Genomic DNA, 26,340 nt, shown 5'->3' with positions numbered 1-26,340 from the left:
TAATTAAGGAGCTCTGTCTTATGGCGGCAAATGCAAAACATCCAAATGAGTTTGCTCATCTAAGTACTGGTGACAGACTAGCTTATGGTTCCGGTGATTTCGCTCAAAACCTGATTTTTGGAACTGTGGGTGGTTGGTTACTATTTTACTTAACTAGTATTGACGGTATTTCAGCCGGAGTTGGGGCCACAATTTTCTTAGTCGTTCGATGGATTAATGTTTTCTGGGATCCATGGGTCGGCGCCGTCATTGATAAATCCAAAATTAAAAGGAACGGTAAATACCGGCCTTATCTGCTTAATTTCGGAATTCCGCTAGTTATTTTGGCAGCTTTATTATTTCTACCTGTTGGAAAGGTTTTAGGAACTAACACAGTGGCCACCATTTCTTATGCAACGCTCTCTTATGCAGCTACGGCATTAGTGTATTCCTTTGTTAACATTCCTTATGGTGCATTAAATGCTTCACTAACACGCGATGAAGAAGAAGTTAACAAACTAACCTCTGTTCGAATGATGTTAGCCAATACAGGCAATTTATTGGTTTACACACTTTTTCCACTACTTGTTCAAATGGCGGCTCCAAAAGATAATAAGCTAACCGATACAGGACTGTTTGGCCTAAAACTACACATGGGAAATTGGGCAGACCCATCGGCAGCTGGAGCTTGGTTTAAAGTATTCGGTGTCTATATGATTTTAGGCGCAATTTTACTTTTTATTACTTACCGTGGGACTAAAGAGCGAGTTATCGCCTCAGATGAAGAATCTGACCAAGTTAAATATTCAGACTTATTTGCAGAATTGCGTCGGAACACAGCATTGCGAGTTCTCGGTGGGTTCTTCCTAGTTGCTTTCACATTTATGTTTTTCCAAAATACTGTTTGGGCTTACTTCATGCAATTTAACTTCGGCGGTGGTACTGGAAAGTCTGCCATGATGGCCTCAGTTGGGCTTATCGGCTCCATTCCTGGAATATTTCTTGTAACACTTTGGCCTTGGCTTCGACGTGTCCTAGGTAAAAAAGGATTTTTCTACACCTTCCTAATTATTTTCACCGCGGGTACGTTATTACTTTGGGGTTGGTCTAAAGCGCCTTCTGCTAACTGGATGGGATTTCTTGGCAGATTCTTGCAGCAGTGGGGTTTAACGTCTGCAACCGGATTCATGTGGGCATTGGTTCCAGAAGTTGTTTCAAATGGTGAATATATTTCAGGAAAGCGCGTTGCGGGAATCATCAATGCCATCATGGGATTATTCTTTAAAATTGGGCTAGCCCTAGGTGGTATTATCCCCGGATTTATTTTGCAATTTGCAAAATTTAAATCAAGCTCTACCACTCAATCTGCGTCAGCTCAAAGTGGTATCGAATTTTCAATGATTTGGTTACCGATTATCTTTGCAGTATTGGCAGCAATTATTATGAGTCGCTACCCACTGTCAGATGCTTACGTTGCCAAGATGAACGCTGAGTTAAAAGCTAAAGATTCTGTTACACAATAACTAATCAATCTTGCTTGCTACGAATCAGTGAAAGGAAATAAGATCATGTCACAAATTAAGAATCCTGTTTTACCTGGTTTTAATTCAGATCCTTCGTTTATTCGGGTTAACGACACCTATTATCTAGCAACTTCCACTTTTGAATGGTTCCCTGGTGTGCGTATTCATGCTTCAAAAGATTTGATTCATTGGAACCTAGTAAAAAATGTTTTAGATACGACAACGCTTTTAGATATGAAAGGCAATCCGTCTTCTGGCGGCATTTGGGCGCCAGATCTATCCTATGCCGATGGTAAATTCTGGTTAATTTTTACCGACGTTAAAATTACCGATGGTGCTTTTAAGGATATGACCAATTACTTAACGACGGCTCCGACAATCGAAGGACCTTGGTCTGACCCCATCACCGTTAACGGCGTCGGTTTTGACGCCAGCCTTTTCCACGATCAAAATGGACGCAAATACTTAGTCCAACAAACGTGGGATCATCGTGAATACCATCACCCGTTTAATGGGATCACCTTAACAGAGTTCGATGTGGCAACTATGCAACTCAAACCCGAAACTGCCACAACAATCTGGAATGGCGATGAAGTCAAATTAGTTGAGGGCCCTCACCTTTATCAAATCAATGGTTATTATTATCTATTCGCGGCTGAAGGTGGCACAATTTTCACACACCAAGAGGTCGTCGCCCGATCAAAATCGCTTGGTGAACTTTCATTTGAACCTGAACCTGATGCACCCTTTATCACTAATTTTGATACGCCAAAGACCTACTTACAAAAGCAAGGTCATGGCGCGTTAGTCACGACCCCTGGCGGCGAGTATTATTATGCCTCATTATCAGCTCGCCCATGGCATCATCAAAACGAATCGTCGACTGATCCACGTGGCTGGTCGACACTTGGTCGAGAAACATCTATCCAAAAAGTAACCTGGGACCAAGAAGGTTGGCCAAGAATTGTCGGAGGACACGGTGGTCAAACCCTCGTTGACGCGCCAAAAGATGCCATTGAAACCGTCGCTCCTAAAACACACTCGCAACACGATGAATTTGAAAACAGCATGCTTGATATTAATTGGAATACTTTGCGAGTGCCTTTCAGTCAACACATGGGAAGAGCCGGACATGGCAAATTAGAACTTATCGGCCGAGGATCACTTGCAAATCCTTTTGATTTATCCTTAATCGCACGGCGCTGGCAGGCATTCTACTTCGACGCTGAAACAAAGGTCAAATTCGACCCTTATTCCTATCAATCGATGGCTGGTTTAACTAATTACTATAACCATTCCAATTGGTCATGGATCTTTATTACGAAAAATGATGATGGAAAGCGAGTCGTAGAAGTTGCTGAAAACAAAGGCGGGCTGCGTAATGGTATGTATACTTCTTACCTCAAGGACCAGGCACCAATTATTCCCGATGGTACAGAGTATGTTTGGTTCAAGACAGAAGTACGAAAACAATCTTACACTTATCTATATTCGTTCGATGGATCGGATTGGAACGAAACTGGGGTTCAGTTAGATGCTGCCGTTCTTTCTGATGATTATGTTGTGCAAGAGTATGGTGGTTTCTTTACCGGTGCTTTTGTTGGTTTGGCAGCCGTCGATTATTCTGGCTATCAATCTACGGCTGAATTTGAATCATTTGATTACCTTGAGCTTGGTGATGAAATCACTGCGGATGGCAGTTTTACGTTCGACAAGCCAACTAATTCATAATAATTGATTGCTATAAAGAGATGAATGATATTAAAATCATTCATCCCTTTTTTCGACCGCTGCCGTCGCCTCCACAAACGGTACCGCGATCAACTGGGGGCGTGTGATAATCGACCCCACAACCACGCTATAGCAGCCCAATTCAAGCGCTTTAGTTACTTTTGCCGGTGTATCAATTTTCCCTTCTGCAATTACTGGCGCCTGGGCAGTCTTTAGCACATCCTTTAGGTAAGCAAAATTATTATCGGCAATATTTTGTCCTTGGGTAGCCGACGTATAGCCATGCATCGTCGTACCAATAAGGTCAAAGCCAAGTTGATCGGCGGCAATAACATCGCTGACAGTGGCGGTATCAGCCATTAGCAGCGTATTGGGGTATTCAGCGTGCATAGCTGCCACAATGTCGGCTAAATGTTCGTCATGTGGCCGCGACTGTCCTGTCACCTGACAAGCGACGGCAGCAACGCCGGTGGCCGCCACTGCCCGCATTTCCTTAAGTGTCGGCGTGATATAAACTGGCGAATCTGGATAATCAACTTTGTCCAAGCCGATCAACGGCAAATCAACGACATCTTGAATCGCCTGTAAATCGACGATTGAATTGGCTCGGATTGCACTGGCACCAGCCATCGCCGCTGCTTTTGCCATTCGACTCATGATAAACGAACTGTGTAATGGCTCGTCTGATAATGCCTGACAAGAAATAATCAGTTTACCTTTGATCTGCTTTAAAAAATCTGCTTGCATTTCATCACTCCTCAGCTTAAGTAATCGCTTACATTAAGCATAACGTGAACTAACCCTGTTCACAAGTTGGCCCTATGTAAAAAAGTGTTCCCTGCACTTACTACAGGGAACACTTTTTTAACACGATAATTAGTTTTCTTGAACTGTTGGCCGCAAGAGAATTTCGTCGATGCCGACATTTTCTGGTTGATCAATTGCGTAAAGAACTGCATTGGCTAGGTCATCCGGACTCAAGCCGATCGCTTCTTCACGAGCACGAGCCTTCTTTTGCAATTCAGGATCGCCAACCGTCTTCCATAGTGACGTATTGACGTTGCCTGGTGATACGATCGTGGAGCGAATCATGTTCGGACCTTCCTCTTGACGCAAAGCATCCATGATTGCCCGTAACGCAAACTTAGTTCCGGAGTAAATGGCGGCGTTTGGATTAATCACATGGCCAGCGTTTGAGTCGGTTGCAATAAAGTGACCGAATCCTTGTTCACGCATAATCGGTAATGCTGCAGCGATTCCATACAGAACGCCCATCACGTTAATCTGGAAAGCTTGTTCCCAGTCATTTACGCGCAAGTCACGCAAGGCTGAGTTCGGCATCACTCCAGCATTGTTATACATCACGTCAATCTTGCCATACTTTTCGTGGGCTGCATCGACGAATTCTTGAACCGATTGTTTATCTGTAACATCAACTGTCTTGTAGGCAGCTACTCCACCGGCGCCTTCAATGCCGGCAACTTGTTGCTTCAGTAAATCTTCACGTCGAGCCCCGATAAATAACTTGGCCCCGTGTTCAGCTAACTTTTTTGCCGTGGCAGCGCCAATTCCTGATGAAGCCCCAGCGATTACAACAACTTTTCCTGCTACTGTCATGATAGATGACCTCCTATAATTTAAAGATTAGCTTTGATTTTTTCAACAATATCTTGATATTCAGCGTCTGATAAATACTTAGGATCAGCTGGATTGTTGACAAATGAGTCGTTCCAATCTGCTTCACCTGGCTTCTTTGGTACCACGTGAACATGCAAGTGAGAAACGGTATCGCCATAAGTACCGTAGTTAATTTTCCCTGGGTTAAATGCTTTTTCAACCGCTTCAGCTGCATGAGCCACGTCATCATAAAATTCATGTCGTTCAACTTCCGACAACTGGAATGGTTCATCCACGTGCCAATTCAAAACAACCGCCACGCGACCGGGATGGGTTTGATCGCGGCTCAGATAAACCGTGGCTACATGCAATGGTTCAATTTCAATATAGTTTGCAGCTAGTTTTTCCGTGTGTGCGCAATATAAACAATCTGGTTGATACCGTTCTACCATGGTCAAGATCTCCTTTAAGATAATTAGTTAACCAAGTTAAGCCTCTTTAGGCATCGTCGTATCTGGTTGTTTCACCACCGGCTTGTGTTCATGCAAACTGATGACAATTAGACCGGTGATAATCAAGGTGGCCGCTAAAAAGTACATGCCAACTTCGGTACTGCCAGTGGCTGACTTCAACCAGCCAATCGCGTATGGCCCAAAGAAACCACCGAAGTTACCTACAGCGTTAACGATCCCTAAGCCAACCGCCGCAATTCGCGGGTCAACGGTGGTCGTGATCGCCCAGTATGGTCCAGAGTAAGCATAGACACCAATCGCTGAAAGGCAGATAAAGCCGACTGACAAAACAGGAATGCCAGTTGTTAAAGCCGCGCCGATAAAACCGATACCACCGAGAATAGCTCCACCGGCCGTATGCCAAATTCGCTCACCAGAACTGTCTGACCAACGACTGTTAACGACTAAGGCGATCGCTCCTAACAAATACGGAATGGCACTGATTAAGCCGACCTGCATCGTTGTGATATTGTTCGACAAGGACTTAACCATTTGTGGCATCCAAAATGTAATACCGTATAGTCCGATACAATAGAAGAAATTAACCCCGGTCATTTTCCAAATCTTGGCGTCTTTGAACGCATCAATAAATGGCGCATTGACAACTTTGTTTTCTTTCTGCTGTTCAGCGTCATCAGCTAAGGCTTTGATGAGCCAGTTCTTCTCGTCTGAATTGAGCCAACGAGCCTTTGCTGGACCATCGGCTAGGAAGAAAATGGTATAAATTCCCATCAAAACGGCTGGAATCCCAATGATGATAAACAACCAACGCCAACCAGCTAAGTCAAGTTCCATGTGGACACTCGTGATAATCCATGTTGCAATGGGCGCTCCGATCGAGTTGGCAACGGGCGGTGCGATCATGAATGCGGCAATGGCTCGTGCCCGGTCTTTACTGCGAATCCAGTACGTAATGTACAATGTCATCCCTGGGAATAATCCTGCTTCAGACACCCCAAGCAGGAATCGTAAAACAACTAGCATTGATACTGAACTAACAAAACCAGTGATCAAAGTCACCGTGCCCCAGAACACGAGGATAAATGCCATCCAGCGGCGAGCTCCGATGCGTTCCAGCATCATGTTGCCCGGAATACCGAACAGGAAATAACCGATAAAGAAAATTCCGGCAATGAAGCCGTATGTCGTCGCGGTTAAACCTAATTCTTTATCCATGCCACCAATCGAGGCATAAGTGATACTACTACGATCCAAAAAAGCGATAAAATAAATAACGAATAGATACGGCAAAATGTGCCAAGAGACCTTTGATAGTGCGCTATGCTTTGCATCTGTCATTGAAGCCACGTCCTCACCTGTGTTTGTGATTTCCTTACAAAGTAACCATCCAGATATCCATCTTTCTGACGATAGTATAGCTTGAATAAAGCGTTTACATTTGGCCGTAACCAGCTCATTTTCTGGAAAATATCACACAAAATGGAGAATCCCTCTCATGCAACTAGCAGTTCGTGACCCACAAATCAAAGTCTTATGGATGAGTGGTCGGCTTTATCACCGTCATGAAGTGGTCGAAGAGCATCAACATATGTTTGCTCAAGCCCAAATTGTGCTCAATGGCCAAGAGTATATTGAAATTAATCACCATCAACTCACCGTTTTTGCTAACCAACTGGTCCTCATCCAGCCGCACACCCCGCACAGTTTTCATTTTGAACACGACACAGTGATTATCGACATTAAATTTGAATTAAGTGAAGATGTTCAACAGCTCATTACAACAGCAAGCAACCAAGAAATTTTTCCTGTTCTCGCCATCGAAAGCTTTCGCCACTTGCTAAATGAAGGCGTGCCGACCGAGTTGGGGACTCACGCATATTCAGCACTTCAACTCGATGTCGACTTCAAGCAACTATTACTCAAAACCATCTTTGCCACGACACCCCACATGACCGACTTACCTAATGATTTTTCGGCCGCTACCGACCCCAATGCGACCTTTCCGCTGCAATTATATTTGCAACAACACTATGACGAACCCTTAACTTTAGAAAGTTTAGCCAAACACTTCAACTACAGCAAAAATTATTTAATTCGCATTTGTAAGCAACATACTGGCCTAACCCCGGCAAATCTACTACAACGCATCCGCATCAAACATGCCCAAAACTACCTAGAGTATACTGACCTCTCCGTCAACACAATCGGCATTAAGGTCGGTCTTGACCCCAACTACCTCACCAAGCTCTTCACCAGACTCGTCGGCCAAGCCCCCCTAACCTATCGCAAAACCAGCCGTGCCGAGCACGAACAAAACATCACCCTCGTTCAATCATTTAACCAGCAGAACGAACCCGCTGTGAGACAGACGGGGAGGTACTCGATGGATTAGGAAAATCAAAGCCACGAAAATTTAATCCCATTGCCAAAGCACTCGCAAAAAAATTGCGAGTGCTTTTATTACACTAAACGATCATCTTCCATAAAGATCGGCCCTTCACCTTAGTTTTAGATGAAAGTTTTTTATTGGAGGCCCTTTATTTTTGAATTTACGCTGATTTGCTGCGATGAGGGAATCTAACTTTTGGAAGAAGTTGGAAATCAACTTTTGTTCTGACAAAACGGGCACAAAATACTCTGATTTCGCAACCGTATGCCAGTCAGATCTTGGCATTTTTGTTCCGACCGAGTGGTTACTAGATTTAAAAAAGCTTTCTGTCTGAAGAATGCAGTAGACGAATGCAGCTGTTGCAATGCTTGTCGGCTTCATAACCCAAAAGTCACCGAGAGCGACACCTGAAAAGTCAGCTAGCAACCAATTCTTTAGATATGGACGCAGTTTTCCAAAAACAACATCGTTAGCCTCGAATTTTATTCCTCGGCGGACATCGTGCTTCTTTGTAATGTCTTTATTTAGAGTGCCTGATCCTGAATTAATATCTTCATATTCTAAATTCGGCAAGGAATAACTATTGGAGACTTCAGACTTTCTGGTGACAATTTCATCAAACTTACGCTTTTCCCAAGTGAGCAGATTGAAAACGAACGCATGGGAAAAGCGTAAGTTTTCAGAATTGTTTGAAAGGGTTAATGAACGAAACAATGGCCAGTTTGGTCGTTCTAGATGGATTTCTGTTGCAAAAATGTATTTTCAAACTGCAGATAGGGTTACATCTAATAACCTAGATACTAGAACTTATGTCATGAGAAAAGGAGATATCGCCTTTGAAGGTCACCCTAATGCAGATTTTGAATTTGGAAGATTCGTTTTAAATGATATTGGAGACGGTGTTGTATCCGAGTTATTTCCTGTGTACAGGCCTATAGCCAAAATGAATTTGTTTTATTGGAAATATGCCATTCAGTTAGATTGGGTAATGGCGCCAATTTTTTCCAAATCAATTAAATCGTCGGCAAATTCTTCGAATAAATTAGACGATCGTCACTTCTTAAAATATGCGGTATTGGTTCCATCTTTAGATGAGCAACAACAAATCGGCACCTTCTTCCAAAAACTAGATTCCCTCATCGCAGCAAATCAGCGTAAATTAGTAATTTTTCTATCTTTATGACGAAAAATTGCGTATTTTAAGCCATAGCACCATCTAAAAAATCAACGGGAGAGAATCTATGACATCACCAAAATTTCACGAATACTATTTGCAATGGATCAGACTTTACAAGGCTGGCGCTGTTCGGCCAGTTACCTACGATAAGTACAAAATGTGTTATCAAAATCTGGTGACTTTAGTTCCGGATCTTCGCTTAGATGAATTAACCCGGCTTTCTTATCAACAGCTACTGAATACATACGCAGAAACGCACGAACGAGTGACAACGACTGATTTCCATCATCACTTAAAAGCCTCATTGATGGATGCACTAGACGATGGCTTAATCAAACGCGATCCCACCAGAAAGGTCGTCATCAAGGGTACTGTTCAGCGCAGCCACAAGCCTAAGTTCTTAAATCAAAAGGAATTCGGTCGTTTAATGGATACTTTGTTTTTCACCGGTGAAGCTGATAATAACTATCTCATTGCCTTAATTGCCAAAACTGGGATCAGATTTTCCGAAGCGCTAGCAGTAACGCCCAAAGATTTTGATTTTAAACGTCAAATGCTCACTATTAATAAAACTTGGAACTATAAGAGCCGCACAGGTGGTTTCGCACCAACGAAAAATCGTAGTTCTGTTCGTAAAGTTTCCATTGACTGGCAAACACTGACAATGTTTTCTCGACTTACTCAAGATCTACCGTCTGACCAGCCAATCTTCGCTTCAACAGATAAACCAATTTTCAACGCGACCGTTAATGACTTTCTTCGCCGGAAATGCATGATGGCTGGTGTACCAGCCATTTCAGTTCATGCGCTCCGTCATACCCATGCTTCACTATTGCTATATGCGGGTGTTTCCCTCGCCTCAGTATCCCGACGTTTAGGTCACGCCAATATGACCACAACTCAGAAAGTATATCTTCATGTCATTCAAGAACTAGAAAATGTCGACAATGACAAAATTATGCGTTATCTAAGTTCTTTATAAAAAAGATGCCAGCGATTTTTTCAGCGCTGGCATCTTTTTAATCCTTATAATTCACCGTACATTGCTTGCATCTTTGGTAACCACTGTCGAACAGCAGTTCCTAGATCCGTCTTATAATTACCAGCCGGCAAAAATCCTGCTTGGTTTTCTGGGATCTTGTACCACTCCGATTCCTGATAATTTCCCGATTCACGCAACTCATCTAAATAATCAATCGTCTCTGCGTCTGGTTGATAGTTTTGATAAACCTTTAACAGAATTTGCCAATCAATTGCCCATTCATATGCAAACTTTTTTAACGCCGTTAGTCCTTTTTGAACAGCAAACTCATGAAATTTATCCTCAATTGCATCGTCATTGTTCAATGTTCCTGGATCTACCACTTCATTCATAAACTGTTGTAATAGCGTAGCGTTGTCATTATCACCGTACGTGCGTAACTTCAAAATGCCATCATTAATCAATCGCAAGTTTTCTTCGTTTGAATCACTACCGCCTTCTTGACCATTAACAACTTGTCCAATTAATCGAATAATTTCTTCAAAAGTGACATCTTGCGTATCAATCAGTTTAACAGCACCCAATTCAACTTCTTCTGGATCATCACTCGCCTCAGTTTGCGGGCGTAAAGCACGATAGGCACCCTGATACTGTAGCCACTCGTCCTCTGTTAGTGCAAGCTGTCGATCACCAGTGCCATTCCAATCGAATTCATAATATTGGGATAATAAATTTAAATATTTCGAGACTTGACGATAGTTACTAAGAAATGACGCTATCGCTTCTTCATCGCCAACTAACTCCGGCCATCTCGTTGGGTCAGACAAAGCGGCCTGTAATGCGGCATATAGTGGTTCTAATCCTTGGACTGCTAAAGGATATGGAGCTACAACAACTCCCGTACTAGATCCACCAGCACCATAGAGATGAAGCGCTTTGCTTAGTTCATAACGACTCGTAGCCGGGTAATAGTAATTGATGATCGTACCAAATTCTTTATCTGAGCCATAAACCCGATTCGTTCGTGAATAGGCCTGGATTAAGCCTTGAAGTTGAAGTTGACGATCTACATATAACGTATTCAATAGTTTTGAATCGTAACCTGTTAACAAACGATCCGCAACGATCATCAAATCAATATTCTTTTCATCCAGCGCATGCCCACCTCTTTTGAAGACACTCGTTATGTCCGCAAAGAAGCCCGATTCACCATTTTCCTTCTTACCATCGACTGAGTATTGTGGATGCCCCATCGCATGCCAGTCGTAAAATAAACGAGCGAGTTGAGCCTTATCATTTGCCCCACTATCAGTATTCTCATTATCCTCAGAAAAAGTGGCAGAAATATTTAGGTGGATTTCAGGATGATCGGCTAGTTGACGTTTAAATTCTTCATAATACGCAATCACGCGAGATTTACGAGCAACTGTCAAAATCGCATTAAACTTATACGGAACTCGCTGATTTTGAACAATTCCCGTAGAATGCTTTTCCCAATTCTTTAAAATCCGCTCGACTACAACAGGAATATGGGATTCATCATCATAATGAAGAACTTCTTCTAATCGCATCCGACCATCTTCAATGCCATCAGTGTCCTTACTATGATTACCCTCATATTCTCTGGCTTGTCGCCTTAAATCATCTTCATCAGGATCAGGCAACTCATGCATCTTTTGCTCAACCCAGCGTTCAGACAATTTCTCATAGCTGCCCACTTCACCGGTATCAATGTAATCCACATGGAATCCCAAAACATTGCGGTCTTTGATAGCTTGATCAATCGTATAGCGATGTAACTCCGGCCCGAACATCTGCTCTGTCGTCCGAATTCGCTCGGATTTTTCATTAATGACACCACTAACATCACTTTCATCAAACAGCGGCGTTCCTGTAAAGCCGTAGAACAATGTGTTTTTCAGCGCACTTTTGATGGTTAACATCATTGTTCCCATGGTTGTACGATGAGCCTCATCAATAATGATGGCCATGTGCTTGCCCAAAATGTCCTTTGCATCGCCATTATTGAGTAAATCATTGATCACATTATTTAACTTGAAAGTGGTTGCCACCACAATTCCTTTACCACCACTTTGCAAAGCTTGTCGCAATGAATCTGTATAAGGAGAATCATCTACCTCAATACTCTCATATTGCGAATACGCCTTAAAATTAGCGCTCGTTTGCTGATCCAAATCTTTTCGGTCTAGCAAAAAGATCACTTTGTCAAAATATTTAGCCAATGATGTCGCTGCTTTAAACGAAGTAATCGTCTTACCAGACCCAGTTGTATGCCATACGTAACCACCGTGAGGCTGATGTTCCTTGTTATCAATCCCGTTTGCCGCAAATTCAATGGCTCGCAAAGCTTCCACCTGGTATGGACGCATTAGCATATGAATTTCATGCTCCACATCAAGAACTAGATAATCGCCAACCATTTGGTGTGCCATGGGGATACTTAACAAGGTTTTAGTAATGTCTTCCATCCGGTTTAACGGATTATTATGAATATCCGCCCAATGGAATTGAAAGGCTGGGTTAAAGGCCTCTAAACTCTTTGGCGTTGCGAAATACCGTGTATCAATGTCACTCATAATAACCATCATTTGTGAAAAGGCGAAAAAGTTATGCGTGTATTCGCCATCTTGATAATAGCGACGAAATTGACCAAAAGCCTCGTCAGTGCTGTGATCAACTCGTTTCTGTTCAATATTTATTAATGGCAGCCCATTTATTAGCAAGATTAAATCAAAACGGTTTTGACCAGATTTTGACACAACTTCTCGAGCAATCTGATAACTGGTGTCGCCACCATTCACTTCGGCCTTTTTAAAAATCTGTAAGGTAATCCGCTTTTTCGTTACACCCGGCGCATCACGGATAATGCCGTCAATTTTCCCAGTTGAATTCTCGGCGGATAATATTTTGGCTGCCTCATAAGAATTACTGATTCCATTGACTTTACCCATCACTTGATCAAATTCTTGGTCAGTCAGATCGACTTGTTCTAATTCAATGGCGTTGATTCGATTTAAAATTGTTCGCCAATTCTGAAGTAGGGTGTCATAGGTTACTTTTCGCTTAGTACCGTCTAGCTCAGGCGAAGCAGTCCACGATTTTGTGCCATAGCCAGCCAATGCACGAACTGTTCCATCTTGAAACCGACGTTCTGATAAGCTTTTATCGCTTAACAAGCATGCCACCTCCCATTATTGTATATTTATTCATTATTTATTCGTAAAATTGTATTTTATTCGTCAAACAAACATCTCTTTCAGTAGCGATTGCTTCAATTCTTCCAATTTCTTCCCTTCACGCTGATTTGCTGCGATGAGGGAATCTAGTTTTTGGAAGAAGATGCCAATTTGTTGTTGCTCATTATTTGTGGCTGGAATTGATATTTCATATGAATTGATTTGCTTCACGCTAACATTGGGTTGTGCCCCAGCACCCCAAAGATTCCCAATGTATTTCTTGAACGAGGAACTCGCTAAAAACACCTTCAATAGGCGAACATTAATAGCTAGCTCTGCAAACAACCCGACACGTTGATTAACTAGTGCTGTAGCAGATACTTGCCCAATTTTTCCCGTAGTGGCACCCGACATGGCAATAACTAGTTGTCCTGATTTTGCAATATATTTATCAGCCAATTCTTTTTTTTCGTAAGTGACAAAGGTTCCTCCAACACTTCCATTCTCCAAAATATTCGTTATTCGAATGACTGGAAAAGATCCGATACCAAAGTTACTGCTTTTGAATGAATACCCACTAACTAATTTCGTCATTTCTCCCAACTTACGCTTTTCCCAAGCGTCAGTAAATCCAGGAAAACGTAGCTCTGGAACATCTTTTCCATCGGCTGGAAACATTTTATGCAAATATGCATTTTTCAAATCTGTTAATTTCTTATACTCACGCTGATTTGCTGCGATGAGGGAATCTAATTTTTGGAAGAAGGTGCCGATTTGTTGTTGCTCACGCTTCGTTGGAATATAGACCAAAAGATTTAACACCTGCGTGGTAGTGACGGAATCAAATGTTGACCCAGAACTTAAAACCTTCCAATACCCAGATGAATGAATATTATTTAAATACTGAAACAAAAATTCGTTACCTGAAATTCCTGCCACACCACGACCTAGAACAACATCGAACTCAGTCTTTCCAACTTCTCCAACTGGCGCCCGAACACTAAGAATTAAGCTTCCTTTTTTCGCAGTTTTCGTTATTTGTTTAGTATGAATTCTTGGAACAACCTGCCCATCAATCATGTCTGCGTTTCCTTGAACTAAGATCGGATCTGACAAGTCTAATGAATAATTCTTTGAACTTGGGGATACTCCCATTATTACTTGAGTTATTTCTCCCAACTTACGCTTTTCCCAAGCGTCAGTGAATCCAGGGAAGCGTAGATAGGGTTTGTTACTTTTTTTATTCATCATCGCCAAAATCCTCTGTCTTCACTAGTTGAGCTAACATTTCATTGAAAGAAGATTCAATTTCAGCTTTTTCACGTTGAATATCAGCTAGTGTGTCATGATATCGCTCAATTAACGACGATACGGTGTCCAGATCTCTATCCAACGCATGATCTAATAATTTAGTGACATCATGAGTAAACGAACCGAACCATTTCTGCCGCAAGACAGTCAAAATTTCATCTTTATCAAGATTAGTGAAATGTGCCAACACCGCTGCTGAAAGGCTTGCTGCTGCTTGCTTTTGTTGTTCATTAATTTCTTTACGCTGAGCATCAAGATCAAGAACCTTCGCTAAAAATGTGCCAACGGGATCATCCCCATCAGTCGAATTTAACAGTGCATCCTGCTGCAGACTACTGATTTCATTCAAGACAGCTGATTTTTTGACCGTTTCATGATTTTTATCCCAATCAGTGGGTTGAAAGACTTTGAAGGCATTTGGATGATCTGCAATTGTCGCCAGCTTTTCTTTCTTCTTCTGATCCGTATATTCTCGCAAGATAATGATTTCTGGTGTTTCTGCGTCCTTAGCTAGTTCATCCAGATCATTTTTAGCCTCTGTAAGCAATAATTTGCCATTATCTACATAGTCTTCAAGATCTTCATCGCTGGCGGCCTCTTCAATCAGCTCATTAAATTGCTCGTCTAAATCAGATATTTTGTCTTGAAGCTGTTCTAGCTCTTTTTCTCGATCTTCAAACAAAACGCTTGTGACTAAATCAATTGGTAGAAGTTGTCCTTCCTGACCAGCCTCTTTCGTCACCGTACGACCGTTACTCTTACTCGTCTTATAAAGCTGTCGTAGCGCCCGACCGGTTGTTAACAGACCAAATTTCGCAATCAATTCCACATCTTGCGTTAGGTTTTCAGTCCACAGATCCGCAACGACTTGATACGCATCGTAGACATCCACAATGCCGGGCAATCCTAGCCGATGCTGTGCATCTTCAGTCATTTCCCGCTTCACCTGTTCTAAATCGGCATCAGCGTTCACTTCAACTAACTTAGAAAACCATTCATCAGCAAATTCTTGCACAAGTTCACTGTAGTTTTGTTTTTTAGCTAACACAGCGGGCGCTTGATAAATCTTCGTTCGCAATTCATCTTTATCAAGAATTGCTTCCAAATAACCTGGTCGGATTGTCTTGAAGCTACCCATTAATTCATCTTTAGCTAGCGTATTCAAGACCGTCAATTGTTCTAACGCATATTCAGGAATGCCGCCATGTAGATGTGCATCGACATCTTGAACATCTTCTGCTTCAATTTTTTCGACATAACGCGGAATATTTAAATTAAAGTCATTATGTTCGATTTCCTTTAACGTTGCTAAATGGCTAAATCCTGCGACTTCTTGACGATTCCGCACAACGTCAACAATTTTAGCGATATCACGTTCACGTAGTCGATTTTGTTTACCGTCCTTAATAAATCCATCTGAGGCATCGATAACCAAAACATCATTCAGCTGTCGATCTGTCCGGTTCTTTTTTAAAACCATTACAATGACTGGAATTCCCGTGTTCGTGAATAAATTAGCTGGCATACCAATGATGGCATCAATCTGATTTTTCTTGAGGAGGTTTTGTCGAATCGTGCCCTCGTCACCACCTCGAAAAAGAACACCATGTGGCAAGACGATTGCCATCGCACCATCCTGGTCCAAGTGATATAAACCATGTAGTAAGAAGGCAAAATCAGCCTTGGTTTTAGGCGCCAACGCGCCATAATCCTGATATCGAGGATCGGTTAAGGTCGCCATGGCATACGCGCTGTTATCACCTTTACTCCAATTGTAAGAATAGGGTGGATTCATGACAACGGCGTCGAACTGTCGACTTTGCTGAGGGTTACGAGGGTCTTCAGGCCAATCTTCCTTCAACGTGTCCGCATTTCGCACCGTCATATGATCCGGTTGAACCCCATGTAGCAGCAAATTCATTCGGGTCAAGTTATATGTCGCGGTGTTATATTCCTGACCAAAATAATTTAATGTCTCAAGGCTTGCCTGTTTTAAATGTTTTGCCACCGTTAACAGCAATGAGCCAGAACCAACCGTTGGATCATAAATATTATGGATATCTTCAGTGGAATTTGTCACAACTTGCGCCATAACTTCAGAAACTTGTCGTGGAGTGTAAAATTCGCCAGCTTTCTTACCGGCTTCCATACCAAACTGTCCCACCAAATACTCATATGCATCCCCAAGTACGTCAGTTTTCTGAAGTTCGTTCATATCCAAGTCGGCAAACAATCGTACCAATGCTCGCAGATTCTCATTACGTTTGTGAAGATCACTACCTAAGTCAGGACTGGAAACATCCAGCGAACTAAAGAGTCCATCGAAGTCATCCTTATTGGTCGATCCTTGGACATTTCGCTGAAAGTTATTAAATGCATCTTCAATATTGGCAACTTCAAATGTATTTTGTTCGATTTTAACCATCCACGTTTGATATAAATCTTGTGGCTGTACATAATAACCGAGATCTGCAATGAGTCCTTTAAAAACCTGTTGTTGGGCTTCAGGGTGATCCAAAATCGACATGTATACATCGTAAGCCTGCTCACTTGGGACTTGGTTATATGACGAAAAAGAGGCTAATGTTTTATCGCTGAGAAATTTATAAAACATAATCCCTAACATGTAGTCTTTGTATTTGGACGCGTCCATCGAACCACGCAGCTGCTCTGCGCCATTCCACAATCGGCCATAAAGTTCTTGATTGGTTTGAATTGCCATTAATAGCTCCTTTATCGTTCTCGTTATAACTAAATAAACTATGCTTAATTTTAGCATAAATAGTGATGGTTAGATCCTTGCCATTTAGGTATTTAGCCTAGTCCCAGACTAAAAAATACCGACAAAAGTTCTGCCGGTATCTTCATCTTAAATTTGAATCTCTCCTACCATCCACCACCCGATGTCCTTTTACCGCGAACCCGAACGCCAGGCACCAACCAACAACAGCGGTCACACCGATCCGAATCCAGATCCAATCACGCCAACCAAGCCAGCGCTCGATTTGCCACAGTAGAACCAGCCAGAAGACGTTGCCTAAAAAGGCGCGATAGGCATAAATCGCGAGGAAGTGAATGATGCCTAGCCAACGCACTTGCTGGCGAATGCACCAATCGGCTAACACGCAAATGAGTCCAATCATACATAGCGCGTAAATCGTTATGGACGGTTTCAGATAGGGCGCATTTGCCAGCTTTACTGGGGCACCGAAGCTGCGCAGCTCTGTATTGGCCCGTAGCCACGCCATAATTGCGACAATCAATAGTCCCCACCACCAACGCCGAAGCCAGCGCATCATGGGCTCGTAAAATAACCACATTGATATGCCTAAAATTGCATAGGGTAAATAGCTGATGAATAATCGATCGGCTAAATACCATTGATGTTGGTGCAGTCCATTAAAGATGCTGAGGTCATAAACGGCCAACCACCAACTAAATCCGACTGCGAGCATGATTAAAACGCCAATTTCCCGCTGCGGGTGACCATTTAACCAACGTGAAAGTGCCAACCAAAGTGGCATTAATATAATAAATTGTAGCATCATCGTGTTGTACCACAGATGCGGTGCAGCATTCCCATTGATAAACTGCCAGTTGAAGGTCGCAATACTGTGATAAGGTGTGTGCTGTTGCTGACCTGGCATAAAGATTAAGTACACTGCGGTCCACAAAATCGTTGGCATCATCAACGCGTGCCATTGCTTTTGCAAATAAGGACCATACTCGCGACGACTCATCAATGGTGTCGTCCGCAGCGTCGTAAATAAAATACCAAATATAAACGCTGGGGCGGTGAATTTAACGGCGTCGTACACTGGAATCAGGCTACGTTGCATTGCCCAAGGTAGCGCTAATTTGCTTGCCAGACCTAAGACCGTTTGCAACATAACGGCGCTACAAGCGGCAACTTTCAAAAAATCGCCTAAATCCGTTCGATTCGGATCAAGCTGAGTATCATAATTGGTCATTCACTCACCTCCCAGTCACCAATGCCTTCACTGTACCATGTCTGGCAGAATCTGATAATTGGTATTCAAAAGTGCTCTTGCTTGGCTTCTTTCTCAGCAGGTGCCTACAATAACGGCAAATAGTTTAATTTGTCGGGGGGACTTTTATATGCGAAAGCAATTTTGGGGCGGCCTAATCGCGATGATCGCTGTCGTTACGGCAGTTATCTCATGGACAACCTTCACCGCCCATCAAGCGACGAACAATTATACCTACAGTAATGTGCCGACCTTATACTTACATGGTTACGGTGGCGGCGCGTCAGCATCTAATCATCAGATTGCCGCTGCTGAAAAAGCCGGCGCTGCCACCAAAGTGTTGACTGCTCGCGTGACGAAAACGGGGCACGTCAAACTCAGTGGTCACTGGCGCTCGGGCAAAGTGAATCCATTAGTCCAAGTTATCTTTGAAAATAACCGTAACTCTGACTTCAAAACCGATGGCCAGTGGCTTAAAAACATCTTGACGACGCTGCAATCGCGTTATCACATTAAGCAATTCAACGTTGTCGCTCACTCAATGGGCAACATGGCCGTCATGTACTATGAAACGGCCAATGGACAAAACAAGAATTTACCACAATTGAATAAACAAGTGGATTTGGCCGGTCACTTTGATGGCATTCTTGGCCGTGGCGACAAGCCGAATCAAAATCGCTTACTAGCGAACGGACAACCCAAAACGATGGATCAAAACTATCGCTATCTATTGGCACACATCAATAACTATCCCAGCCACCAAGTTCGCGTGCTGAATATTTACGGCAACTTAGAGGATGGCAGCAATTCCGATGGACGGGTCAGCAATGTTTCATCACGTTCCCTCAAGTACCTACTAGGAAACCGGCCCATCAGCTACCAAGAACACATGATTAAGGGCAAAGATGCCCAACACAGTAAATTACACAATAACGCTCAAGTTAATCGACTGGTGATCAACTTTTTGTGGGGCAAGTAGCGACTAACCTGTGCTATCGCACTATTTTGCTATAGATATTACTGACAAGGCTCTCAGTTATTTGCTATCCACATTAGTTCTCGTGATCCACTCTTTTACCGAAAAATCCGCCTGCGTTTTCGTCGTAGTCTTCATTTGCTTAGATATTCAAGTCCCTTTTCCCCCTTTTTTCGTCAAATCCTTGTATCCTAGCGGTAACAACATCTAGGAGGCACTCGCCATGGCAGATCCAACACCACTCATTACCGTCGTTGTCACCATTTACAATCTCGGTCACTTTTTGGCACCGTGTTTAACCAGCCTGAGAAATCAAACTTATCAGAATTATGAGGTGCTCCTTGTCGATGATCACTCTACTGACGAATCAGCGACTGTCGCTGATCAATGGGCACAGCAGGAAACAAACTTCACGGTGACTCACCTTTCCAAGCACAGTGGCGTTTCCGTTGCGCGTAACTATGGCATTGAACATGCTAATGGCGCGATTATTGTCTTTGTCGATGGCGATGACAAGTGTGAGCCAGCATACTTGGCCACCTTTGCAGAAGGTTTAGCTGATCCGAATATCGATTTAGTCACCGTCGGCTCAAGCTGGGGCGGCTGGGCGCGCGGCGCCGTGCGGCAACTTTCAGGTTGGCATGAGATTTCACAGGCAGACATGCTGGCAGAAGCAACTGAACATGGTACTCAAATTGGTGGTTACACGTGGAACAAAGCCTTTCGAATGAGCGTAATTAATCAGCTGAAACTGCGCTTTGACACCAGTTTGGCGTTAGCAGAAGACTTGTTATTTACCGCTGAATACGAAGCTGGCACCACCCACAAGTTTCTCTTTAATCCTGCGATTCTTTACGACAAGGTCAGCCGTCCAGGCAGTACCATTCACTCAGCCACGCGTCAAATGCGAGACCGCGAATGGGAGATCGACCAACGCATTGATGATCTACGCAACCATCTTGCCCAATAAAGATTCGTCACTTTTTCGCACCCTGATTTTGTCGTTTACGCGATACCACCTTTACGCTAGAATGACGCTAGTGAATCTAGGAGGTGTGCCTTTGGAATTAAACGAAAACGCCATGACGCCAGCCAGTTATCACCAAATCCAAGCTGATATTGACGCGTTAACTGCCGATCGGCCTCGCCGGATCAAACGTTTGGCGGACGCAGCCGCGCTAGGCGATCGCTCAGAAAATGCTGAATATAGTGCCGCTAAACGTGATCTACGTTGGTTGGAAAGTCGCCTTCATTATCTCAATAAATTGCAACAGTACGCTGAAGTCATCACACCACAAACCACCGACCACGTTGAATTAGGCCGCACCTTTACCGTGATGTTTGATGCTGATCCCACCAATACGGCGACCTATGAACTAGTCGGTAAATTTGAGGCTAATTTGGACGAAGGTAAAGTTTCATTTGACTCACCACTTGGTCGGGCCGTTTTAGACCGATCGGTGGGCGCCACCCAAACGGTCGCTGCACCCAATGGCAACTATCAGGTAACGATCACTAACCTGGCGCTTTGAGGTCTGGCTTTTTTTCATCACTCAAAACTTTTCTCTCCACAGCTGCCATGTTATGCTGTAGCTAATAAAGTAAATGATTCCACCGGGAATTTGTCAATGAAGACAACATCAACATTTCGTTAGGTCTGAGAAGAAATGTTGACGGTTGTCTATTTTTTTGGAGGTTTATGTATGTCATGGATTTATCTAGTTTTTGCTGGTTTATTTGAAGTTGTCTGGGCGTCGGCCATGAAATTAAGTGCCGGTTTTACTCAGATTTTTTGGACTGGCACTACCGTAGTCGGCATGATTCTTAGTTTTGTGATGCTGTCATTATCCCTAAAGGATCTCCCGTTAAGTGTTGCTTACCCGATCTGGACTGGTATTGGCGCCGTTGGTTCAATCATTGTCGGCGCACTGATCTTTCAAGATAAATTCTCACCACTCACCTGGCTGTTTGTCGGCCTACTCGTAGTGGGACTGATCGGGATCAAACTAACGACGTCTCATTAACCACTAAAATACGGTTTCATCTAGCTGCAATCCTTGACTACAGTGATGAAACCGTATTTTCATTTGAATTTGATTTGAATTATTTTAGAAACGCGCTCGGCCTAATGCATGTTGGGCAGCCAGGTTCAAGATACTCCACTGCCGGTCAAAACCAGGTTGGAAGAAGAAATCAGCCGTCGCCAGATCTTCAACCGTCAACTTGTGCGCTACCGCTAATGCGATCACATTACCTTGCGCGGTAATATCGTATTTAGACAGCACTGCGCCACCTAACAACTGATGGGTCAATGGGTCAAACGTCAAACTAACGTAAACATCCGTGTTGCCCGCCCTTTCTGGGACGTAGTTGGGCCGCAATGAATCTTGATAATAGCTTGTCGATACGGTGATATTTGCCTTATCTGCAGTAAACGTGTTCAAACCAGCTGCTGCAAAATGATAATCGAAGACGCTCAACGCTGAAGCACCGATTACACCCTTAAATGGCACTGCTGGTGTTGTTTCAAACAAATGATCGACCACGTATTGTGCTTCACGCCGCGCCGTCGTTGCTAAGGCAATTGGCATCTTTTGCCCAGCCGGAATCGATAACGGTAAAATCGCGTCCCCGATGGCGTAAACATCTGGCAAGTTGGTTTGTAAGTATTCATCCACATCGATGAAGCCGCGGTCGGTTAAGTTCACCGTATCCTGTAGCCAACCAGTATTCGGTCGTACACCTGCCGCACTGATCACGAGATCTGCCGGATATGTCGTTGACTTGGTCGTAACACCAGTGACCGTATCAGTTCCTTCAAATTTCTGAATGGCTGCACCCATGGCTAATTCAATCCCATGACCGGTTAATTCTGGTGCGATCAAATCCGTCAATTCCTGGTTAAGGTAGTTACCCAGTGGACGATCAATCATGTCGAGTAACGTGACATGTTTACCAGCCTTGGCAAAGACTTCAGCGGCTTCAATGCCAATATAGCCAGCGCCAATAACCGCTACATTTTGAATTTGCTCATTGGTCAAAGCAGCTTTGATTTTGGAAGCCCAGTCGTAACCACGCATCAAGTAAACATTCTTTAACTCATGCCCTGGGACTGGCAATGTGGTTGGCGTCACCCCAGAACTCAAAATCAGCTTATCATAAGCCACCTGTGTTGTTTCCCCACTAATGGCATCCTTCACACTAACTTCTTTTTTGTCCGCGTTAATGGCTGTCACTTCATGATTATTTAGCACATGGCCGCCTTTTTGAGTGATGTCTTCTGGCCGGAAATTGCGCACATCATCTTGTGCAGTGACTTGATCTTCTAAGAATAATTGCATGCCACACGACATGAATGAAACAAAGTCACCGGCTTCAAAAATTGTTACATCAACATTCTCATACTTGTCTAAAATCTCAATCGCTGATTCGTGACCACCATGAGATGCCCCTACAATAACAACCTTGGTCTTTTCCATTTTCTTTCAGCCTCCGTTTATTTTTTGTCAGTTTAGAATTATTCTAATTGATCACCAACATACTAACCATACGACAGCCTACCAACGGATGCAAGCATATTTCAACACAATTTAATTGTGGACAACTTATCGTTAACAAACCTACCAATAAATTTTAGGTAAATATTATCATTTCAATTGATGTCACTTTAACGGAACCTGCTCACCATGCTATACTAGTTGGACCAAAATAATCTTTATAACAAAAAGGAGTTTACTTTCGATGGAAAATGAAACACACGTAGCCTCTGATGCTAAACCTGGACCCAGTCCGCTCTTTACCGCCAGCACCGCAACTGTTCTAGCTCAGTATCAAACCGATTTTGAACAAGGCTTGACCACTAAGATGGCTGCCGATCGCCTGGCAAAAAATGGGCCAAATGAATTAACCACCACCGTCACCCCCAAATGGGTGATTTTTCTCCGCCAATTTAACAATGTGATTATCTACATTCTGCTATTTGCGGCGGCCTTTACCCTCGTGATTCGTCATTACTCAGATGCCGTTGTAATCGGGTTAGTGGTGATTATCAATGCATTAATCGGTTATTTCCAAGAAGTAAACGCCAGCAATGCGCTCGACAAAATTAAATCAATGCTCTCGACTGAAGCGACCGTCATTCGTGATGGCACGCGAACTGACATACCCGCGGCAGACTTAGTTACTGGTGATATCGTTTATTTAGAAGCTGGTGACAATGTTCCCGCCGACCTACGCTTGTTAGATGCCGACAATTTACGGATTCAAGAAGCGGCACTAACTGGGGAAGCAGACGCGGTCACCAAAACATTTGCGCCGTTGATTGACCAAAAAACACCGTTGGCCGACCGAACCAACATGGCCTACGCCAGTACCGCGGTCACTAATGGGAGTGCTACTGGGGTGGTGGTTGCCACTGGTGCTGAGACCGAACTTGGTCAAATTGCGACAGATGTGACCGATGTCAAACAGACTAAAACACCGCTCATGCGTGAACTAGACGGCTTAGGCACGTGGATTTCCTACTTCATCATTGCGGTCGCCATCGCATTGTTTATTTTTGGATGGCTTCGTCACCTTTATGCGCTCCCAACCTTGGCTTTAGCAGTGATCACGATGGTTGTCGGTTCATTGCCTGAAGGCCTCCCCGCTTCGACATCAGTCATCTTAGCCATGGGTGTCAACAAAATGGCTAAGAATCATGCCATCGTCAAGACATTACCATCTGTTGAAACGTTAGGCGCCGTCGACGTAATCGCAACTGATAAGACGGGGACTTTGACCAAAAATGAAATGACGGCTCAAGATATTATCACCCAAACGGCGCACTACCAAGTCACTGGGACTGGCTATGCGCCTAGTGGAACCATTACTTTAGCGGGTCAACCGGTTGATGTCTCCGCCGAAACAGCTTTAAAGCAACTGCTCATCAGTGGCTTTGAGGCCAACGACACGATGTTATACGAAGAGGCTGGGCAGTGGTTAATTAACGGCGAACCCACTGATGGTGCGTTTTTAACCCTGTACCACAAGGGATTAGGCCAGTCAGCCCCCGCTTATCAAGAGCTTGATCGCATTCCCTTTGACTCCGATTATCGTTACATGGCCCGTTTGTCCGTAAATGACACAGGTCAACATGAAATCTTCATCAAAGGAGCACCAGACAAAGTTTATGAAATGGCGCAGGCTGCTGATCCTACGTTTGATCGTACTAAGTGGGATACTGCCATTCATGACTTAACCCAAGCCGGCAAACGGGTTGTGGCAGTGGGGCATCGGCTGGTGCCGGAAACCGTCAACCAAATTGACCATGACACGCTCGCGCAAGGTATCGATTTTCTCGGCATCGTGGGGATTATTGATCCGCCACGTGAAGAAGTTATCGCCGCGTTAAAAGAAATGCGGACCGCCGGCGTTAAAGTGAAGATGATCACTGGAGATCACCCAGACACTGCCACCGCGATTGGCCGCCAACTCGGCCTAGCTGCGGATATTCAAACGATCACTGGAACTGAACTTGACCAACTTTCTCCTGAGGAATTAAAAGCAACGATCAATCGCTATGATGTCTTTGCCCGCACAACCCCTAGTAACAAATTGGCCATTATTTCGGCTTATCAAGAAACTGGTAAAATCACGGCCATGACCGGTGATGGCGTCAATGATGCGACGGCGCTAAAAAAGGCGGATATCGGGGTCGCCATGGGGATCAAAGGAACCGACGTTGCCAAAGATGCTGCAGATATGATCTTAGTGGATGACAACTTTACCACGATGACTAAAGCGATTCGCGAAGGTCGCCGGCTCTACGACAACATCAAAAAGACAATTGCTTTTCTCCTACCCACTAGCTTTGCCGAAGGATTAATCGTGGCCTTTAGTATTTTAATGCAACAAGAATTGCCGCTGGTCCCAACCCAGTTGTTGTGGATTAACATGGTCTCAGCGATCACGATTCAATTTGCTTTCATTTTTGAACCAGAAGAAGATGGACTGATGCATCGCCCACCGCGTCGTACTGGGGCCGCGTTAATGAATCGTCACGATGTCTTTCAGATGATTTATGTGTCAGTGCTGATTGCCGTAATGGGCTTATGGATGTTTGATCTGTTGACTGGTCAAGGCGTCAGCCAAGTCATCGCTAGCACAATTACCGTCAATGTGATCATCATGGGTAAAATCTTTTATCTATTTAACATTCGCACGCCACATCCCGTCATTTCTAGGAGCTTCTGGACCAACCCGATGGCCTTTGTCGTGATTGGCCTATTACTACTCTTACAAATCGCCCAAGCCTATCTACCATTTATGCAAGCGATCTTTAAAACAGGCCCCATGTCACTTAATCAATGGGGATTAGCCATTGCGGCCGGGTTTGTAACATTAGTTGTCACAGAAATTGATAAACTAATTCGCCTAGCTCTGAATAAACGACGGCGACAGTTTAAGGAACATTCAACCAACATCAATTAGATCAACCAAATGAAGCTTGAGCACTAGCTGGCTATTGATGTCCCACCCTTTAGCAAATTTGATTTAAAATCAAATTTTGCTTTTACTTTTGTCTCAAACTATAGTGTAAAACGAAAAAGACAGTCCTCAATGGAAACTGTCTTTTTCGTTTGTGCTCATGCTTAATAACCCCTAACGATCGTGAATTGTCTGTACTGTGATTAATACGACGGCGCTAAGACATCACTATTTGTACAAACCATTGGAACAGTCAGCAAAGGATGTAACTTGAAATAATGCTTGATTGTCGCAATTTCTGTAACGTACTCAGGTCGAATTAACGTCAATGGAATCGCCTGAAGTTCAACTAATAACGCAATGTTTTGCGCTTGTCTGGCCACGACAACTTGTTCATCTAAAACATTTAACATTATCCCCACGTCACCAGCCTTGGTGCGCAAGAGAACAAATGTAAGTACATTTTCAATAAGCTTTCCTTGATCCATGCGTTCATCTCCTGACAATTTTGTTGCTTACTTTGTACTT

Annotated in this window: 21 protein-coding genes; 10 read left to right on the top strand and 11 right to left on the bottom strand. The window is 43.5% G+C overall.

Features of this window, described 5'->3' with window-relative positions; all coding sequences use genetic code 11:
* The first annotated feature begins 20 nt into the window (after positions 1–20).
* Positions 21–1,502 carry an MFS transporter gene (locus ACYQ0Y_RS07340; RefSeq protein WP_407882863.1) on the top strand — a complete coding sequence of 494 codons (1,482 nt, stop codon included), beginning with the start codon at positions 21–23 and terminating at the stop codon, positions 1,500–1,502.
* A gap of 45 nt (positions 1,503–1,547) precedes the next feature.
* Positions 1,548–3,233 (top strand): glycoside hydrolase family 43 protein, encoded by a 1,686-nt coding sequence (locus tag ACYQ0Y_RS07335; RefSeq protein WP_407882861.1) that lies wholly within the window; start codon positions 1,548–1,550, stop codon positions 3,231–3,233.
* 36 nt (positions 3,234–3,269) lie between these two features.
* Here ACYQ0Y_RS07335 and ACYQ0Y_RS07330 read toward each other — a convergent pair whose 3' ends face one another.
* From ACYQ0Y_RS07330 to ACYQ0Y_RS07315, 4 genes are all read right to left on the bottom strand, one after another.
* Positions 3,270–3,980 (bottom strand): N-acetylmannosamine-6-phosphate 2-epimerase, encoded by a 711-nt coding sequence (locus tag ACYQ0Y_RS07330; protein ID WP_407882859.1) that lies wholly within the window; start codon positions 3,978–3,980, stop codon positions 3,270–3,272.
* 129 nt (positions 3,981–4,109) lie between these two features.
* Positions 4,110–4,850, bottom strand: coding sequence for an SDR family oxidoreductase (locus ACYQ0Y_RS07325; RefSeq protein WP_407882857.1), 741 nt, complete (start codon positions 4,848–4,850; stop codon positions 4,110–4,112).
* Positions 4,851–4,870: 20 nt separating this feature from the next.
* Positions 4,871–5,302, bottom strand: coding sequence for an HIT family protein (locus tag ACYQ0Y_RS07320; protein ID WP_407882855.1), 432 nt, complete (start codon positions 5,300–5,302; stop codon positions 4,871–4,873).
* A gap of 36 nt (positions 5,303–5,338) precedes the next feature.
* Positions 5,339–6,661, bottom strand: a complete 1,323-nt coding sequence (locus tag ACYQ0Y_RS07315) for an MFS transporter (RefSeq protein WP_407882853.1) — start codon at positions 6,659–6,661, stop codon at positions 5,339–5,341.
* Positions 6,662–6,818: 157 nt separating this feature from the next.
* Here ACYQ0Y_RS07315 and ACYQ0Y_RS07310 point away from each other — a divergent pair, with 157 nt between their 5' ends.
* Positions 6,819–7,715: an AraC family transcriptional regulator gene (locus ACYQ0Y_RS07310; protein ID WP_407882851.1), complete on the top strand. Its 897-nt coding sequence runs from the start codon at positions 6,819–6,821 to the stop codon at positions 7,713–7,715.
* A 105-nt stretch (positions 7,716–7,820) separates the two neighbouring features.
* On the opposite strand, the gene ACYQ0Y_RS07305 is transcribed toward ACYQ0Y_RS07310, so the two are convergent.
* On the bottom strand, positions 7,821–8,285 hold the full coding sequence (locus tag ACYQ0Y_RS07305; protein ID WP_407882849.1) for a restriction endonuclease subunit S domain-containing protein: 465 nt from the start codon (positions 8,283–8,285) through the stop codon (positions 7,821–7,823).
* 10 nt (positions 8,286–8,295) lie between these two features.
* Here ACYQ0Y_RS07305 and ACYQ0Y_RS07300 point away from each other — a divergent pair, with 10 nt between their 5' ends.
* Together ACYQ0Y_RS07300 and ACYQ0Y_RS07295 are read left to right on the top strand one after the other, a co-directional pair.
* The gene (locus ACYQ0Y_RS07300; protein WP_407882847.1) at positions 8,296–8,895 is read left to right on the top strand and encodes a restriction endonuclease subunit S; all 600 of its coding nucleotides are present in this window, start codon (positions 8,296–8,298) and stop codon (positions 8,893–8,895) included.
* 58 nt (positions 8,896–8,953) lie between these two features.
* Positions 8,954–9,871, top strand: coding sequence for a site-specific integrase (locus tag ACYQ0Y_RS07295; protein WP_407882845.1), 918 nt, complete (start codon positions 8,954–8,956; stop codon positions 9,869–9,871).
* A 44-nt stretch (positions 9,872–9,915) separates the two neighbouring features.
* Here ACYQ0Y_RS07295 and ACYQ0Y_RS07290 read toward each other — a convergent pair whose 3' ends face one another.
* The 4 genes from ACYQ0Y_RS07290 to ACYQ0Y_RS07275 all read right to left on the bottom strand — a co-directional run bounded on the left by ACYQ0Y_RS07290 (position 9,916) and on the right by ACYQ0Y_RS07275 (position 18,350).
* On the bottom strand, positions 9,916–13,068 hold the full coding sequence (locus ACYQ0Y_RS07290; RefSeq protein ID WP_407882843.1) for a type I restriction endonuclease subunit R: 3,153 nt from the start codon (positions 13,066–13,068) through the stop codon (positions 9,916–9,918).
* Positions 13,069–13,131: 63 nt separating this feature from the next.
* Positions 13,132–14,319, bottom strand: a complete 1,188-nt coding sequence (locus tag ACYQ0Y_RS07285; protein WP_407882841.1) for a restriction endonuclease subunit S — start codon at positions 14,317–14,319, stop codon at positions 13,132–13,134.
* Positions 14,309–17,101 (bottom strand): type I restriction-modification system subunit M, encoded by a 2,793-nt coding sequence (locus ACYQ0Y_RS07280; protein ID WP_407882839.1) that lies wholly within the window; start codon positions 17,099–17,101, stop codon positions 14,309–14,311. Before ACYQ0Y_RS07280 ends, ACYQ0Y_RS07285 begins: the two co-directional genes overlap by 11 nt.
* A 142-nt stretch (positions 17,102–17,243) precedes the next feature.
* The gene (locus ACYQ0Y_RS07275) at positions 17,244–18,350 is read right to left on the bottom strand and encodes an acyltransferase (RefSeq protein ID WP_407882837.1); all 1,107 of its coding nucleotides are present in this window, start codon (positions 18,348–18,350) and stop codon (positions 17,244–17,246) included.
* A 148-nt stretch (positions 18,351–18,498) separates the two neighbouring features.
* Here ACYQ0Y_RS07275 and ACYQ0Y_RS07270 point away from each other — a divergent pair, with 148 nt between their 5' ends.
* The 4 genes from ACYQ0Y_RS07270 to ACYQ0Y_RS07255 all read left to right on the top strand — a co-directional run bounded on the left by ACYQ0Y_RS07270 (position 18,499) and on the right by ACYQ0Y_RS07255 (position 21,368).
* Positions 18,499–19,347 carry an alpha/beta hydrolase gene (locus tag ACYQ0Y_RS07270; protein WP_407882835.1) on the top strand — a complete coding sequence of 283 codons (849 nt, stop codon included), beginning with the start codon at positions 18,499–18,501 and terminating at the stop codon, positions 19,345–19,347.
* A gap of 220 nt (positions 19,348–19,567) precedes the next feature.
* Entirely contained in the window at positions 19,568–20,314 is a 747-nt protein-coding gene (locus ACYQ0Y_RS07265) for a glycosyltransferase family 2 protein (RefSeq protein ID WP_407882833.1), read from the top strand.
* Positions 20,315–20,426: 112 nt separating this feature from the next.
* Positions 20,427–20,876, top strand: coding sequence for a transcription elongation factor GreA (gene greA, locus ACYQ0Y_RS07260; RefSeq protein ID WP_407883448.1), 450 nt, complete (start codon positions 20,427–20,429; stop codon positions 20,874–20,876).
* A 171-nt stretch (positions 20,877–21,047) separates the two neighbouring features.
* Positions 21,048–21,368 (top strand): DMT family transporter, encoded by a 321-nt coding sequence (locus ACYQ0Y_RS07255; RefSeq protein WP_407882832.1) that lies wholly within the window; start codon positions 21,048–21,050, stop codon positions 21,366–21,368.
* A gap of 84 nt (positions 21,369–21,452) precedes the next feature.
* Here ACYQ0Y_RS07255 and ACYQ0Y_RS07250 read toward each other — a convergent pair whose 3' ends face one another.
* Complete coding sequence (locus ACYQ0Y_RS07250) at positions 21,453–22,823, bottom strand: FAD-dependent oxidoreductase (protein WP_407882830.1); 1,371 nt, start codon at positions 22,821–22,823, stop codon at positions 21,453–21,455.
* Positions 22,824–23,085: 262 nt separating this feature from the next.
* On the opposite strand from ACYQ0Y_RS07250, the gene ACYQ0Y_RS07245 reads away from it, so the two are divergent.
* A complete protein-coding gene (locus ACYQ0Y_RS07245) occupies positions 23,086–25,815 on the top strand; it encodes an HAD-IC family P-type ATPase (protein ID WP_407882828.1) in 2,730 nt (909 codons plus the stop codon).
* Between the two features lie 200 nt (positions 25,816–26,015).
* Here the strand turns inward: ACYQ0Y_RS07245 and ACYQ0Y_RS07240 are convergent, their stop codons facing one another.
* On the bottom strand, positions 26,016–26,300 hold the full coding sequence (locus ACYQ0Y_RS07240; RefSeq protein WP_407882826.1) for a hypothetical protein: 285 nt from the start codon (positions 26,298–26,300) through the stop codon (positions 26,016–26,018).
* Positions 26,301–26,340 lie beyond the last annotated feature (40 nt).

This window comes from Furfurilactobacillus curtus (assembly GCF_054657915.1).
The sequence above is the reverse complement of the archived record's forward strand: the minus strand, read 5'-3'. Positions and strand labels throughout refer to the sequence as shown.

Bases quoted from the DNA above. Each gene is read 5' to 3' on its own strand.
- ACYQ0Y_RS07265 (WP_407882833.1), top strand. From the start codon at position 19,568: ATGGCAGATCCAACACCACTCATTACCGTCGTTGTCACCATTTACAAT.
- ACYQ0Y_RS07275 (WP_407882837.1), bottom strand. From the start codon at position 18,350: ATGACCAATTATGATACTCAGCTTGATCCGAATCGAACGGATTTAGGC.
- ACYQ0Y_RS07325 (WP_407882857.1), bottom strand. From the start codon at position 4,850: ATGACAGTAGCAGGAAAAGTTGTTGTAATCGCTGGGGCTTCATCAGGA.
- ACYQ0Y_RS07255 (WP_407882832.1), top strand. From the start codon at position 21,048: ATGTCATGGATTTATCTAGTTTTTGCTGGTTTATTTGAAGTTGTCTGG.
- ACYQ0Y_RS07340 (WP_407882863.1), top strand. From the start codon at position 21: ATGGCGGCAAATGCAAAACATCCAAATGAGTTTGCTCATCTAAGTACT.
- ACYQ0Y_RS07270 (WP_407882835.1), top strand. From the start codon at position 18,499: ATGCGAAAGCAATTTTGGGGCGGCCTAATCGCGATGATCGCTGTCGTT.
- ACYQ0Y_RS07330 (WP_407882859.1), bottom strand. From the start codon at position 3,980: ATGCAAGCAGATTTTTTAAAGCAGATCAAAGGTAAACTGATTATTTCT.
- ACYQ0Y_RS07335 (WP_407882861.1), top strand. From the start codon at position 1,548: ATGTCACAAATTAAGAATCCTGTTTTACCTGGTTTTAATTCAGATCCT.
- ACYQ0Y_RS07250 (WP_407882830.1), bottom strand. From the start codon at position 22,823: ATGGAAAAGACCAAGGTTGTTATTGTAGGGGCATCTCATGGTGGTCAC.
- ACYQ0Y_RS07295 (WP_407882845.1), top strand. From the start codon at position 8,954: ATGACATCACCAAAATTTCACGAATACTATTTGCAATGGATCAGACTT.
- ACYQ0Y_RS07280 (WP_407882839.1), bottom strand. From the start codon at position 17,101: ATGGCAATTCAAACCAATCAAGAACTTTATGGCCGATTGTGGAATGGC.
- ACYQ0Y_RS07320 (WP_407882855.1), bottom strand. From the start codon at position 5,302: ATGGTAGAACGGTATCAACCAGATTGTTTATATTGCGCACACACGGAA.
- ACYQ0Y_RS07310 (WP_407882851.1), top strand. From the start codon at position 6,819: ATGCAACTAGCAGTTCGTGACCCACAAATCAAAGTCTTATGGATGAGT.
- ACYQ0Y_RS07315 (WP_407882853.1), bottom strand. From the start codon at position 6,661: ATGACAGATGCAAAGCATAGCGCACTATCAAAGGTCTCTTGGCACATT.
- ACYQ0Y_RS07245 (WP_407882828.1), top strand. From the start codon at position 23,086: ATGGAAAATGAAACACACGTAGCCTCTGATGCTAAACCTGGACCCAGT.
- ACYQ0Y_RS07240 (WP_407882826.1), bottom strand. From the start codon at position 26,300: ATGGATCAAGGAAAGCTTATTGAAAATGTACTTACATTTGTTCTCTTG.
- ACYQ0Y_RS07285 (WP_407882841.1), bottom strand. From the start codon at position 14,319: ATGATGAATAAAAAAAGTAACAAACCCTATCTACGCTTCCCTGGATTC.
- greA (WP_407883448.1), top strand. From the start codon at position 20,427: ATGACGCCAGCCAGTTATCACCAAATCCAAGCTGATATTGACGCGTTA.